This is a genomic window from Cellulophaga sp. BC115SP (genome assembly GCF_009905545.1).
GTDB classification, from domain to species: Bacteria; Bacteroidota; Bacteroidia; order Cytophagales; family Spirosomataceae; genus Flectobacillus; species Flectobacillus rivi.
In genome coordinates, this window is the sequence record NZ_JAAALB010000002.1 from 47,942 (window position 1) to 62,309 (window position 14,368).

Below are 14,368 nucleotides of genomic sequence, written 5' to 3' on the forward strand. Positions count from 1 at the left end.
AACAGGACTGAATTACAACAAACAGGCTAAAGACTTCGGCCGCAATTATTGTATGAAATATCAATATGTCATCATTGGTTCAGGACCAACAGGTCTTGGCGCAGCGTATCGCTTGAAAGAACTTGGTATCAAGGACTTTATCGTACTTGAAAAAGAAAATTATATCGGAGGTTTGGCCACCAGTTTCGTAGATGAAAAAGGCTTTACTTGGGATGTAGGGGGTCACGTACAATTTTCGCACTACAAGTATTTCGATGACCTAATGATGAAAGCATTGGGCGAAGATGGTTGGTTGACTCACCAACGTGAATCATGGGTTTGGATTGAAGACCGTTTTGTACCATATCCGTTCCAAAACAATATCAAATACCTTAGCAAAGAAACTATGTGGAAATGCTTAGAGGGTTTGATCAAGTTGTACAAAAACCCTTCTAGTAAAAAACCTGCCAACTTTCATGAGTGGATTATGAATACTTTTGGTGAAGGTCTCGCAGAAGTATTTATGTTGCCATACAACTTCAAAGTTTGGGCTTTCCCTCCTGCACAAATGAATGCAAGCTGGGTTGGTGAGCGTGTTGCAGTTACAGACTTACAACGTGTTACCCAAAATATTCTATTCGATAGAGATGACCTTTCATGGGGTCCTAACAATACTTTCCAATTCCCTAAACATGGTGGTACAGGTGCTATCTGGGAAGGTGTTGGTAAATTAGTTGGTGAAGAAAATATTTTGACTAACGCCAAAGTGGCAAAAGTTGACCCAATCGCTAAAAAGTTGATTTTGGAAGATGGTCGTGAAATCGAATACACGTATTTGATGAACACCATGCCGTTAGATATTTTCACTACAAAAGTGGAAGGTTTGGATGAAAATATCACTGCAAAAGCACAAGGTTTAAAACATTCTTCTACCAACGTAATTGGTATTGGTTTGAAAGGTAAACCAAAAGCTGATTTGGCAACTAAATGTTGGATGTATTTCCCTGAAAAGAATAGTCCATATTACCGCATTACGGTATTCTCTAACTATAGCCCTTACAACGTTCCAGATATAGAAAATCAATGGTCATTGATGGCAGAGGTAAGCGAATCTGAATGTAAACCTGTTGACAGAGAAACTTTGATTAAAGATACTGTTCGTGCGATGTTGGAAGATAAACTCATCGAATCTGAAGATGATATCGTTTCTGAATTTATATTCTCAACTAACTATGGATATCCAACACCATCTGTTGAACGTGATGGCATTTTGAAAGAAGTACTTCCTGCTTTGGAAAAATATGACATTTACTCACGTGGACGTTTTGGTGCTTGGAAATACGAAGTTTCCAATCAAGACCACTCATTGATGCAAGGTGTTGAGTGGGCTAACAGAATGGCACATGGCGTTCCTGAATTGACATTGTTCTTCCCAGATACGGCAAATGCTATGTGGGGAAAGTAAAATAAAGCCATTGGGTAATGGTGAATGACTCTTGAAGGAATACCATTTTCTCGAATCAAATAACCCACTAACCTGAGGCAAAACACATATAGACGAGAACAGTTTTAGAAATTTCATCTGAAGCTGTTCTCGTTTGCTTTTTGATAGCCCCTACAAAAGCCTTATCTTTGGCTTTATAAATACATACGTTCAAATTTGCTTTATCAGAATGAAAAAAAATTGGTTCATCCTACTTGCAATCCTTTTAGGAATAGGCGGTTTTTTCTTTTATAAGAATGCTACAGCCACCAATAAACTCATTTCTGACCTTATTCCAGACAATACACTACTTTTATTAGAAGCCTATCAGCCTAACGAAGTGGGCAATAAAAGTAAACTACAGGAATTACCCTTCACAGATTCTTTATTTCCTATTGCTACTGAATTAGAACATTATGGACTAAAAGGTGAAGGACTCGATGCACTTTTTACTAATCGCTTATTATATTTTGCTTACATTCCGCAAGCCAAAGAGCGCATTACTTGGGCATACTTTATCCCTCTTATTTCTGAAGATGAGCCACTACTCGACCAACTGATTCATTTGGATAAAACCCGTGAAGGCTTAAGGCTGATTACTCATACTACTGCGAAACAAAAGATTCACGAGATATTTTTTAATTCCACCAAAACTGAAATCGCTTTTTTCATCAAAGATAATTTTCTAATAATTAGTCCTTCCACGCTAGTTTTAGAGGAAATTCTTTTAAGCAAAAAACATGATTGGGTACAAAATTTATCACTCAAGGATTTGTCTACTTTTACAGAATCTACTCTAATGACTACTCATGTAAATGCTCGTGCCATTAGAGAATTTGGTATAAAAGTAGTAGAACAAAAACGTACCTCAGCTCCCTATTTAGCCAGTATTTTGCCTCAGTCGTGGACGTGGTATCTCAAAGATAGTTTCCTTAATTATGGCGTAGAGGCATTCTCAGTGAGTCCTAATCCAGAAATCTTCGGAACACAATCGGCTAAAAAGTTTGATGTTGCCAATATGATTCCTAACTCTTGCTCAATGGTGCTTAATATTAGTGTTGACCAGTCAAGCGAGTTGAAAGATAATTGCCAAAAGCAAATTGAGTCGGATGACTATTTATCCAAACTTCAGACTTCTGCTAAAAGCGATTTTGACATAGATTTTGACGCTATTCAGGATAATGTCCAAAATAGTGTCAGTTTGCTAAATCTTGAAGGCAGTGATCCCAGCAAAGCCAATAAGATTGTTCTCATCCAAAATAAGGAAATCAAAAACTTACTAAAAGAGGTTACTATCAAAGTAGCTAATGCCAAAGGACAAAAACCTTTTGCTATCCCTTATGGTTCGTTTACTGTTACAGCCTTGGGGGTACGTGAATTCCCAGCAATGGTTTTAGGGCCTATTTTTTCAGGTTTTAGTAATTGTATTTTTACAGAATATAAGGACTTTATTATTCTAGCAAGTGATTTAAGTACTTTACAGGAATATCTACTTAGTATTAGTAGAAATGAGGTTTGGTCGAGCAGTAGCCGCCATCAATCGCTCCTAAAGAAGCTCGGCGAAAATAACATTGTCTGGATTTCGGAACCTAATAAAGCCCTAACTGGGCTTCAAGCCTTGCTACCTTCTCCTTGGTTCGAAATGTCAAAAGAAACCTTTGAGTCTTCAGGAATTACTTTTTTATTATATCAATCTAACGAAGAGAAATCAAAGTTTTCGTTTCTCAAAGGCGATTCATATAAAGGAAGTTCTTCAGGAAAATATGACTATAGACTATTAAAACTTAAACAATACAGTTACAATGTTGCGGGTAAACCGCTCATGTTGGTCAACCCTATTAACAAAGCATCAGAATTACTATTTCAAACGGCTGGCAATCAACTTGTTTTATTGAATGATGGTAAAAAAATCTGGTCTACCTCGCTACAAGGAAAAATATTAGGAGAACCACAATTTTTAAAAACCAGTACAGATAAAAAACAACGTTTGTTGGTACTTACAACTCAGAAAGCCTATGTTTTGAAACGTGAAGCAGATGGCTTTGAGGTAAACAGCAGTGCTCCTATTTCGGGTTTAAATTCAACTAGTTGGGCTGTTGCTGAATCCAACAATCAAATCAATATTATCACTTCGAATGGTTTGTGCCTAAGTTTGAACGCTGAAAGTTTAGACGAAACGAATAGCTTTAAACAAAAACCCTTAGAAAACTCGCTCGGACCACTTCCTACGATTGGTTATAAAGGGTTAGTTTATACCGTCTGTCTTACTGAAAATGGTTTGTTGGGTATCGTCAATGAAAAGGGTGAATTTACAACTGGATTTCCTGTAAAAACAAACGTTCCAACTCTATCGGCTCCAGTGTTAGACCAAACCGATGGTCAAATCGCCATTTTAGTTTTGGGACAAAAAGGAGAGTTTTTCAAAATCAATATGTCAGGAAAGGTCGTACAAAAAAATCAGTTTTTTAGACCAGATACAGAATATAAATTCCAACTTTGTGCCTCCGATAAGCCCAACGATTGGGTCGTAATGAGAGGTAATAATAAAGTAGTAACTGTTTTAGATAAAAATGATAAAGAACTTTTTACGATAAAAGACCTAGCTTTTGGACGTAAATATCTCAAATACTACAACTTAGGTAGTGGTCGTAGATTTTATGCTATCTTTAACGGCTGGACTTCATATTATTTGTATAATGAAAAAGGCGAGCAAGTATCAGACAAGCCGATTATCTCAAGCTCCGCCCCTATTATTCAATATTCAGACTCCTATAACAAACTTATTATAACAACGCATAATAATCAGAATATCGAAACGTGGTCAATCAAATTGAAATAGTTTCGTATCTCAAAACTTTAGCTGTAGTATCATCTCAACGTGCAGACCCGACTGTTGGATAGATACAAATCATAAACTATGTTATTTAATACTGTACATTTTTTAATCTTTTTTGTTATTGTTACGCTTGCGTACTTCAGCCTTGGTTGGTCAGGCAGATGGCGATTGCTTTTGTTGGCAAGTTGTTATTTCTACATGATATTCAAGCCTATCTATTTTCTGATATTGCTGAGTACCATCATTATCGATTACATCGCTGGGATACTTCTTGAAAATGAACAAAATGCCGTAAAACGGAAGCTTTTACTGGTCGTCAGTTTAATTTCCAATATTGGTATTCTAGTTTATTTCAAATATTTCAACTTCCTGAATAATAGTCTAACTGAAGTTTTGAGTTGGGCATCTATGACCAATCCCATCAAAGCATTGGATATTTTGCTACCTGTTGGATTGTCTTTTCATACCTTTCAGGCAATGAGTTACACGATAGAAGTGTATCGAGGAAACCACAAGGCAGAACGTCATTTTGGTATCTATGCCTTGTATGTGATGTTTTATCCGCAGTTGGTCGCAGGACCTATCGAGCGCCCACAAAATGTCCTTTATCAGTTTCATCAATTTCATCAATTCAATTGGGAGAAAGTAAAAAGTGGCTTGTTTTTGATTGGATTTGGTCTTTTCAAAAAAGTAGTTATCGCAGATAGACTTGCCATGTTGGTTGATCATTGCTATAACCAACCCGAAAATAAAAATGGGCTTTCGCTCCTACTGGCTACCTTCTTTTACACCTTCCAAATCTACTGCGATTTTTCAGGATACTCCGAAATTGCTCTTGGAACAGCTCGTGTTATGGGATTTGAACTGATGGAAAACTTTCATAGTCCTTACTTTTCGAGTTCAATTTCTGAGTTTTGGCGGCGCTGGCATATCTCTTTATCATCTTGGTTTAGAGATTACTTATATATTCCTTTAGGCGGAAATCGCGTGTCAGAGTTCAGAAAATATTTAAACCAGTTTATTGTCTTTATGGTCAGTGGATTGTGGCATGGTGCCAACTGGACTTTTGTGATTTGGGGCTCTTTGCATGGCTTTTATCTGATAGTGGCTATTTTCAGAAATAAATACTTCCCAAACCTCAAACTACCACAAAACCTCTTGGGAAAAACCCTCAATGTGGTTAGTACATTTTTCTTAGTCATGCTAGCTTGGGTATTTTTTAGGGCTAAAAATGTACATGATGCTACAGTAATTTTGCGTAAAATTAGCTTTACAACATTGACAGATACCTTGCAAAGTCCACTTAATCAGGCTGAATTGATTTTCTGTTTTATGCTAATAGCATTATTGATGATAAAAGACTGGAAGTTCTTTTATGTAGATACAAGCTCGAATAAGAAATTTTGGTTACTGACTGGTGGTTTGGCGTTTCTGACATATTTCTTGGGTGTATTTGAAACAAATCAGTTTATCTATTTTCAATTCTAGTTTTGGGTAATAATTGAGAAATTTATGATTTTTAAAGTATTAAAATATAGCTGTTTATTCATCGCCATATTTTTATGGATTCAGGCTTATTCGCCTGTGGTATATCGCACCGCAGGACCTTTGGGCTTTTTTCCAGATGATTATCGCAATGGAGATTTGTATCGTCTCTCCTATTTACCTGAGTTCAAAGACCCTGTAAAATCATGTGCTGGCACTGCAATCACCAAAGATTCAACAAAAAAGCCTGTGCATTTGTATATCCTTGGGGATAGTTTTACAGAACCTGCCCGTGTTGATTCTTCGATGCTTAAGGCAGATAAATATACGTATTTGCATTGGGCAAATAGTAGCCAAATTAAGTTGGACACCAACTATCACAACATTCTTATCCTTGAGTCTGTCGAACGTACTGCACGTGAACATTTTGGTGAAAAGATTGACAATTACCAAATTATAGGATACGATACTATTGCAGCAGCACAAGCCCCGCAACTTTCTTGGAAAAGACGTTTGTTCCAAAAATCAGAGGAGTTTTTGACATGGCTCTTCCCGTCTCAGGTTGAGGAACGCTTACAACATACGTTATTTAATTACGATTTCTTTTTAGAATTCAGAGAAGCCAAGGCCGCCTTCAACGAAAAAGTATTTGGAAGAGTAGAATCAGGGGTAGTTTTATCTCCTGACAGACAAGCTTTGTTTTATAGAGATGAGGCAAAAGCTTCCGAAAAAACCTCTTCTTTTTATCCTTTAGATAATCTTGAAATAAACAAAATGATTGAGGTCATCAATGGTTCAGCGGCACATTACCAATCTGCTGGGTTCGACCAAGTAGTTTTGGCGTTGATTCCTAACAAAGTGAGCGTAACTAATCCAGAACTAGGGAATTATAATCATTTGATTGAAAAAATACAGTACAGTGCTAACTTGAAAGTGCCTTTTATCGAAATTTTTAGAGATTTTAACAATTTAGGAAAAATGTATTATCTCAAAGGAGATTCACACTGGAATTGTGAAGGTAAAGAGTTGTGGCTGAGTAAGGTTAATGCCATTATTCAATAGAGTTGTTATCCAAGTTTTCTAAATTCTTTACAGCAGAACATCAATAAAGGGCATAAAAAAACCGTCCCAAAACGTATTTTGTGACGGTAGATATATGAAGTCTTAGGTTTAGGTTGATAGAAGCGTACTTCTATCAACCTTTTTGTATCAATCTATTCCACGATTACTTTACAGATACAAACCTAAAACCTTTCCAAATGGTCGAGATAGTAAAATCTATCTTGGAGATTTTGATAATATAACTCTCAAAACCTTGTGGTTATTGTATTAGAATTTCATTAGGAAAATGCCCTCAGCTGATTACAATAACACAATAAAGCTTTTCAAAACAGCTCCTAAACGAACTGCTTCAAATATACGTTGCTCGCTAGCACCATGACTTTTTACAGATGCCTCGTGAGAAGTAACACACATTTCACAACCGTTAATTGCTGAGATTACTAAGCTCAATAATTCAAAAAATTCTTTACCCAAAACAGGATTCATCATGATCGACATACGAATACCTGCTGGGATATTATTGTATGATTCTTTGTCCATGAAGTGACGGAAACGGTAGAATACGTTGTTGGCGTTCATCAATGAAACACAACTTGCTACTTCCAACAATTCTTTTTCTTCTACGCCTTTTGCTTTCGCCAACTCCTCCAATGAAGATACCAATAAAGTTGCCTTTTCATTGATAGCTACACCCAAAGCCAAAAGAACCGCATCTTTTTCAGACAAAGTGGAAGCTTTCAATGAATTGCTTACGTTGATTTTAAGGTCTTTGATATAACGGTGATCAGCTGAGTTTAATCTATCCAAAAACACAGAAGCTAAATCCGTTGGCAAGTTTAATTCTGCCAACAAGTTCTTTTTCGTTTCACTTGTAGTTCCAAACATGTTATGATGTTATTTATAGAATCATGAAAGTCTTATTTGAAGAAAAGCTAACACAATCATGTTAGCCCAAAGTGTCATATCTATGTGCTTATTTTTACAAATAGCCCATAAATACACTGTATAAAATTTTAGTGGTGGTAAAGCGAAACTTAGTGATATTTATCATTTAACATACCATAAATTGCTTCGCTCAAGTACCTTTGGTAAGGTATTTAGGAAAAGTAGCATTGTTTAATTACTCAAACAATGCTACTTAATTTTATATCAACTAAACTGACAAAGTTTCTTCGCCAGCTTTCCAGTTACATGGGCAAAGTTCGTCTGTTTGAAGAGCATCCAATACACGGATTACTTCGTCAACATTACGTCCTACTGACAAGTCGTTAGCACATACCCAACGGATAACACCTTGTGGGTCAACGATGTAAGTTACACGGTAAGCGATTTTCTCGTTAGCTTCCAAAATACCTAATTCTTCAGCCAAAGATTTAGATGTATCAGCCAACATAGGGAATTTCAAACCACGAAGATCATCATGATTGTTTCTCCATGCCAAGTGAACAAATTCAGAGTCAGTTGAAGCACCGATCAAGATTGCATCACGGTCAGCAAAGTCTTCAGATTTAGCGTTGAATGCAGCGATTTCAGTTGGACAAACAAAAGTAAAATCTTTTGGCCACCAGAACATTACCATCCATTTACCTGCGTTGATATGGTCTTCAGAAGTAATATCGTAGAATTCTTTACCTTTTTCTAAAGATACAACAGCAGATTTTTTGAAAGCTGGGAATTGAGCACCTAAACCTAACATTTTAGACATTTTTTTTGTAAATTTATGATTGAATAAATATTAAAATTGTACAATTCAAATATATTATTTCACTAATTAAAATGAATATCGTATTTGAAAAGTATTATTTTCGTTTTGACAATACAAAGGTCATCACAAAACTTTCTCGATACAAATTGATATTATTGATAGCCCTATAAAGATTATCAATACAAACATTTAAAACTATGACTATCACTCAGTTAGAATACATTATTGCGGTCGAAAATCTTCGAAATTTTGTTCAAGCTGCCGAAAGCTGTTTTGTAACCCAACCCACGCTGAGTATGCAAATACAAAAACTGGAGGATGAACTAGGAGTGAAAATTTTTGATCGTAGTAGACAACCCGTAGTGACCACTCAGATTGGGGCCGAAATTATCCAACAAGCCCGTATCACAGTAGCCGAATTTAGCAAAATCAAGGAGGTGGTGAATTCAGGTAAAAATGAAGTTTCTGGAGAAATTCGTTTGGGTGTTATTCCTACAATTGCGCCTTACTTGTTGCCATTATTCCTGTCTAGTTTCTTGGAGGAATATCCCAAATTGGAACTAAAAATCAAAGAACTTACGACCGAAAGAATTATTCAGGCGCTCAAAAACGATGATTTGGATATTGGTTTATTGGCAACGCCACTTCAACAGCCCAATATTATCGAGCATCATATTTTTTATGAAGAATTAGTCTTATATGTATCAAAGCAAAATGCTTTGTACCAAAAAGAATACGCCCTTTCTGAAGATATTGACCCGAAAGAATTGTGGCTTTTAGAAGAAGGGCACTGCCTCCGCTCGCAAATTGAAAATCTTTGTGAGTTAAAACGTAAAACGATTGGTTTTGGGCAGTTTGAATATCAAGCGGGAAGTTTAGAAACACTACGCAAAATGGTAGAAAGAAATCAAGGAATTACGATATTACCAGAACTTGCAACGCTAGATTTTGAGGAAAAACATAAAGGTCTCATCCGACAGTTTGCTAGTCCAGCCCCTGTGCGAGAGGTGAGTTTGGTAGCACATAAAAACTTTGCCAAAACTGCCGTTTTGAACGCCCTCAAAAAAAGCATTTTAGCATCGTTGCCCGAATCTATCAAGAATACCAAACCTCGTTCGGTCATTCAGATTAAGCAATAAGGGGATTTTTTCTTTCTGTTATTGAGTGAGTTGTGAGCGAATTGTAATTGAGTGATTAATTAAATTTATATTTTATTGGTTGAAAAACAATGTCTTGTATCTAAAGCCATTTTAATCTGAAATTTTGAAGCAAAGATGTTTCTCTCTATTTCATCAAAAAAAGCGGTCGAAAATTATTTTTTCGACCGCTTTTTTTGATACTACAGTACTGGAACTCGGCTTGAGACGCAAAGCATTGCGCCTCTACAGCAAGAATACAAAATTTAAAGTAATCACTAAATCACTCATTCGTTCAATCACAAATTTTTATAGCCTCAACCGAGGAAGCAGGATGGCTAAATCAATTTTTGGCGACATATTGCCAGTTGAAACTTATAATAGCTTTAAGACAAAATGAAAAAAATACTGCTTGCCTTGGCATGTTCACTGGTGGGATTGAGTTCAATCAATGCTCAAAAAAATACGAAGCAATTGTTTCCTGATGGCACTCTTATTTCGAGCTGGTTTACGGTTAATAAAAAAGTCTCTTTACCCCAACTCGGAAAAGCTTACGTTATTACCGATTATGGCGTCAAAAACGATAGCACTTTGGTACAAACTGAAGCCATCCAGAAAATTATTGACACAGCAACTGAAAAAGGTGGTGTCATTGTCATTCCTCAAGGTACGTTTTTGAGTGGAGCGCTTTTTTTCAAACCTAAAACCCATTTACACGTAGTAGAAGGCGGTAAATTGAAAGGCTCTGATAACATTGAAGATTATCCCAAATTACCTTCACGTATGGAGGGACAAAGCCTAGATTATTTCACGGCTTTGGTAAATGCTTATCAAGTAGATGGTTTTACAATTTCGGGAAAAGGCACTATTGATGGAAATGGCTTGAAATATTGGCAAGCGTTTTGGCAAAGAAGAAAGGAAAACCCCAATTGTACCAATTTAGAGGTTTCACGCCCTCGTTTGGTTTTTATTTGGAAATCCAATAATGTACAGATTCAAGATGTAAAATTGCATAACTCAGGTTTCTGGACGACTCATTTGTATCAATGTAACAACGTAAAGGTCTTAGATGCGCACATTTTCTCGCCTGAAAAACCTGTAAAAGCACCAAGTACCGATGCGATTGATATAGATGCTTGTACCAATGTTTTGGTAAAAGGTTGTTATTTGTCTGTCAATGACGATGCTATTGCACTAAAAGGTGGCAAAGGTCCTTGGGCAGATAAAGTGCCTAACAATGGTGCCAACAAAAATATCATTATCGAAGATTGTGAGTTTGGCTTTTGTCATTCTGCTCTTACTTGTGGTAGCGAGGCGATTCATAACCGCAATATCATCATGCGCAACTGTTATGTGAATGAAGCAACCAGAGTTTTATGGCTCAAAATGCGTCCTGATACGCCACAATTATATGAGTATATTTTAGTCGAAAATGTCAAAGGTAATTCTCATAGTTTACTGTTTGTAAAACCATGGAAACAGTTTTTTGACTTACAGGGACGTAAAGATGTGCCTCTCTCCTATTCAGATCATGTTACTTTGAGAAACATCGAAGTGAAATGTGATATATTCTACGATGTAGCCGTGTCGGAATACGACAAGCTTTCCAATTTTACTTTTGAAAACTTTAAAGTAGAAAGTAAAAACCCTGCTATCGACAAGTCAGTAGTAAAAGGTTTTACACTGAAAAATGTAGTAGTGAATGGAAGGTCGATTAAGTAATTCCTTCTAGTATCATATAAAAATCCCTTTGTGATGGTTTAAATGCCAAACAAAGGGATTTTTTATATTTACCGATTATCATATTTATAATGGATTCTCAAAAATGTTGATGTTAATTTGCGTGAAATAAATTTTCTACGATAAATCCCAATTTTTATGCTTTACCTATTTTGGGGACTTTTGAATCTAGCTCTTATTGTCCTCTATCTAAGATTACTTTTCTTCTCCCTCCGTAACATCTCGAGGAAAAATGGCATGTTGACAGCCATTGTAGTCTTTATCCTTTTCCCAGGTACAATGAGCCAAGCAGGTACAAAAAAGGCTCCTCCTCAGTATTTTGAGATGGCAAAAGGTCATGATTCCAGCCGAATATTTACAACAGTTTTCTCGGTGGAAGACTACAAACTTTTCAAAAAAGAAGTGATTCTTTACTATGAAAAGCATCAAAAAATCGAAGTCTTAGCTATGCAAGGCATGGAATCAGGGTGGAATACTGGCGTTCATTGGCAACCCACTAGTATCACTGCTTATCAGGATACTAAAAGCCAAAAAGTTAATTACGCTATCTCAGCAAAAGTAGACTGGACGATTCTTTCAATTCCAATTTTTACAACGCAGGAAACGATAAATGGTACATTTCAAGTCAAATAAATCCCAAATCGATTAGAAGAAATAACTTCATTTTTACACATTTTAAAATTTCAAAAACAAATACCTACGAAATATTCGTAGGTATTTGTTTTTTTATACCTTTGTAATAATCAAACTTTAACATAATGGAAAAATTAACACCTTCCGAAGAGGAAGCTATGCTAGTGATTTGGAGTAAAAAAGGCGGATTTGTCAAAGATATATTAGAAGGCCTCACTGGCGAAAAACCTCCCTACACGACACTGGCTTCCACGGTAAAAAACTTGGAGAAAAAAGGATTTGTCAAGGCTGTAAAATACGCCAACGCTTTCCGCTACGAACCTACCATTCCACAAGAAAGCTACAAGCGTGAGCACGTAGGCAATGTAGTATCTGGCTATTTCAAAAATTCGTATAAAGAATTAGTAAGTTTTTTTGCTCAAGAAGAAAAAATAACCCCCGATGATTTACAAGAAATTTTAAATATGATTCAAAACGGTAAATCATAAGTTTTCAATTTCTCAACATGCTTTTTTTCCTCTTTTCACCCTTTGAAATTATTTACAAAAAATATCTACGAAATTTTCGTAGATATTCGATTTCTTCGTATGTTTGTATTGTAAGGCAAACATACACCTGATAATTATGAAAATTTAACAGCTATTCAAAACAGGAAAAGCTTATGAATCAAACGCTTATCATGGTAGTACAAATGCAACTATCATTAGCCTTATTCTATTTGGGTTATCGTTTTTTACTCCGTCCTTTAACTTTTTATACCTACAATCGATGGTATTTTTTGTTAACAACCCTGTACTCATTGATAGCCCCGATTCTGTTACATAATCGTTCGATTGTGCCACAAATCACGGTGCCAGCCAATAATTTGGTGTTGTATTTACCTGTCATTCAAGAAAAACAATTTGATTATTCTTGGTTACAGATTTTTTATGGACTCATTGTCGCAGGGCTTTTATTAAAGGTTGTCTGGTCGGTTTTACAGATACAAAAAATCAAGAAAACAGCATCGGTATATGATTGGGAAAACATTCGTTTTTGGCACAGCGATCAAATAGAAGGTGCATTTTCGTTTTGGAATGACATTTTTTGTAATCTCCAAAAACACGAGATCAAAGACCTTCCTGCCATTTTAACGCATGAAGCAATTCATGTGGAGAAAAAACATACACTAGACGTATTATTATTTGAAATCCTATCAGTGATTTTTTGGTTTAATCCTGCTGTATGGCTTCTCAAACGTGGCGTCAAAGAAAACATTGAGTATCAAACAGACAGTCTGGTCGTAGGCTCTGGGCAAGATAAAAAGCAATACCAAATGCAATTGCTCTATGTAGCCATGGGACAAAATTCTATACCTCTTTCAAATTCATTTAATGTACAAGAACTAAAACACCGTATTTCAATGATGAACAAAAAATCCTCTAGCAGCAAAGATTTGAGAAGGTACTTTTTATTAGCGCCTATCCTACTCACCAGTCTAACGGCCTTTACTGTAACTCAAACAACAAAAGGTTCTGAACAGATCATCGAAAAAACGACAAGTGCTATCGATGACTATTTACAAGAACATGCTCAGGCAGTGAAAGTCGAAAACCTCAAAGCCGAGAAACTGCCTTTAGTCCAATTAAGTGAAGTAGTCGTTGTAGGCATGCCCTACAAAGGTGATTCTGTAAAAACTAAAGAAAAAGGCACCCTAGTTACGATTAAGCTTACAGGAATGGGAAATGCGAAGATTGATTCTTCCACCAAATTCATTGCAGTAAAAGATATGCTTTTGGTAAAAAATGAAGACAACGTTTTCACAGTTATGAATGATTCTACTTCGAGAATCAATATGAGAGCCACTTCGCCTATGAATGCCCCACTCTGCATTGTCAATGGAAAAGAAGTTTCTTATGGGACAGGAGGCTTAAGTGGAATCGACCCTAGTACTATCGAGTCAATCAGCGTTTTGAAGGATAAACATGCCACAGAAGCTTATGGCGAAAAAGGACGCAACGGGGTGATTATTGTCACGCTCAAAAAATAACTTTCTCTAAATCTACACAAGAATCCTTCGACTAAATAGTCGAGGGATTTTTGTTTTTAGGGCTTTGCTATCTCAAAATTAACCGCCAATATTCTTATTTTAGCCTGAATTGAAATACTTCTCAAAAACATAGCGCTGTATAACGTAAAATCGACACCAATTCGGTAATTTGTTTCGTTAAGCCAAATCAAGCTTGTACTTTTGTTTTCATTAAACCTTTTTGTTTTAAAAATCTTACCCCTCGCCTGCGGTCAAGATTTTTGATTTCGCTCATTATTTT

11 protein-coding genes are annotated in these 14,368 nt (G+C 36.2%); 9 read left to right on the forward strand and 2 right to left on the reverse strand.

Translation table 11 applies throughout. The features are described from left to right. The first annotated feature begins 52 nt into the window (after positions 1–52). The 4 genes from GVN22_RS01765 (at position 53) to GVN22_RS01780 (ending at position 6,845) form a co-directional block, all read left to right on the forward strand. Positions 53–1,444: an NAD(P)/FAD-dependent oxidoreductase gene (locus tag GVN22_RS01765; RefSeq protein WP_166549361.1), complete on the forward strand. Its 1,392-nt coding sequence runs from the start codon at positions 53–55 to the stop codon at positions 1,442–1,444. A 208-nt stretch (positions 1,445–1,652) separates the two neighbouring features. Beyond that, positions 1,653–4,301 (forward strand): hypothetical protein, encoded by a 2,649-nt coding sequence (locus GVN22_RS01770; RefSeq protein ID WP_166549362.1) that lies wholly within the window; start codon positions 1,653–1,655, stop codon positions 4,299–4,301. A 78-nt stretch (positions 4,302–4,379) separates the two neighbouring features. Further along, positions 4,380–5,786 carry an MBOAT family protein gene (locus tag GVN22_RS01775; protein ID WP_166549363.1) on the forward strand — a complete coding sequence of 469 codons (1,407 nt, stop codon included), beginning with the start codon at positions 4,380–4,382 and terminating at the stop codon, positions 5,784–5,786. A gap of 24 nt (positions 5,787–5,810) precedes the next feature. After that, positions 5,811–6,845, forward strand: a complete 1,035-nt coding sequence (locus GVN22_RS01780; RefSeq protein WP_166549364.1) for a hypothetical protein — start codon at positions 5,811–5,813, stop codon at positions 6,843–6,845. 300 nt (positions 6,846–7,145) lie between these two features. Here the strand turns inward: GVN22_RS01780 and GVN22_RS01785 are convergent, their stop codons facing one another. Next, complete coding sequence (locus GVN22_RS01785) at positions 7,146–7,730, reverse strand: carboxymuconolactone decarboxylase family protein (RefSeq protein ID WP_166549365.1); 585 nt, start codon at positions 7,728–7,730, stop codon at positions 7,146–7,148. A gap of 268 nt (positions 7,731–7,998) precedes the next feature. Next, a complete protein-coding gene (locus tag GVN22_RS01790; RefSeq protein WP_095164092.1) occupies positions 7,999–8,550 on the reverse strand; it encodes a peroxiredoxin in 552 nt (183 codons plus the stop codon). A gap of 197 nt (positions 8,551–8,747) precedes the next feature. Between GVN22_RS01790 and GVN22_RS01795 the strand changes: the two genes are divergently transcribed. From GVN22_RS01795 to GVN22_RS01815, 5 genes are all read left to right on the forward strand, one after another. Then, a complete protein-coding gene (locus GVN22_RS01795) occupies positions 8,748–9,689 on the forward strand; it encodes a hydrogen peroxide-inducible genes activator (protein WP_166549366.1) in 942 nt (313 codons plus the stop codon). A 393-nt stretch (positions 9,690–10,082) separates the two neighbouring features. Next, positions 10,083–11,408: a glycoside hydrolase family 28 protein gene (locus tag GVN22_RS01800; protein ID WP_166549367.1), complete on the forward strand. Its 1,326-nt coding sequence runs from the start codon at positions 10,083–10,085 to the stop codon at positions 11,406–11,408. A 156-nt stretch (positions 11,409–11,564) separates the two neighbouring features. Beyond that, positions 11,565–12,059 carry a hypothetical protein gene (locus GVN22_RS01805; protein WP_166549368.1) on the forward strand — a complete coding sequence of 165 codons (495 nt, stop codon included), beginning with the start codon at positions 11,565–11,567 and terminating at the stop codon, positions 12,057–12,059. A gap of 125 nt (positions 12,060–12,184) precedes the next feature. Then, the gene (locus GVN22_RS01810) at positions 12,185–12,547 is read left to right on the forward strand and encodes a BlaI/MecI/CopY family transcriptional regulator (RefSeq protein WP_166549369.1); all 363 of its coding nucleotides are present in this window, start codon (positions 12,185–12,187) and stop codon (positions 12,545–12,547) included. Between the two features lie 173 nt (positions 12,548–12,720). After that, a complete protein-coding gene (locus GVN22_RS01815) occupies positions 12,721–14,088 on the forward strand; it encodes a M56 family metallopeptidase (protein ID WP_166549370.1) in 1,368 nt (455 codons plus the stop codon). Positions 14,089–14,368: the final 280 nt, after the last annotated feature.

Coding starts and splice junctions, on each gene's coding strand:
- GVN22_RS01775 (WP_166549363.1), top strand. CDS start 4,380: ATGTTATTTAATACTGTACATTTTTTAATCTTTTTTGTTATTGTTACG.
- GVN22_RS01815 (WP_166549370.1), top strand. CDS start 12,721: ATGAATCAAACGCTTATCATGGTAGTACAAATGCAACTATCATTAGCC.
- GVN22_RS01795 (WP_166549366.1), top strand. CDS start 8,748: ATGACTATCACTCAGTTAGAATACATTATTGCGGTCGAAAATCTTCGA.
- GVN22_RS01800 (WP_166549367.1), top strand. CDS start 10,083: ATGAAAAAAATACTGCTTGCCTTGGCATGTTCACTGGTGGGATTGAGT.
- GVN22_RS01805 (WP_166549368.1), top strand. CDS start 11,565: ATGCTTTACCTATTTTGGGGACTTTTGAATCTAGCTCTTATTGTCCTC.
- GVN22_RS01780 (WP_166549364.1), top strand. CDS start 5,811: ATGATTTTTAAAGTATTAAAATATAGCTGTTTATTCATCGCCATATTT.
- GVN22_RS01785 (WP_166549365.1), bottom strand. CDS start 7,730: ATGTTTGGAACTACAAGTGAAACGAAAAAGAACTTGTTGGCAGAATTA.
- GVN22_RS01765 (WP_166549361.1), top strand. CDS start 53: ATGAAATATCAATATGTCATCATTGGTTCAGGACCAACAGGTCTTGGC.
- GVN22_RS01770 (WP_166549362.1), top strand. CDS start 1,653: ATGAAAAAAAATTGGTTCATCCTACTTGCAATCCTTTTAGGAATAGGC.
- GVN22_RS01790 (WP_095164092.1), bottom strand. CDS start 8,550: ATGTCTAAAATGTTAGGTTTAGGTGCTCAATTCCCAGCTTTCAAAAAA.
- GVN22_RS01810 (WP_166549369.1), top strand. CDS start 12,185: ATGGAAAAATTAACACCTTCCGAAGAGGAAGCTATGCTAGTGATTTGG.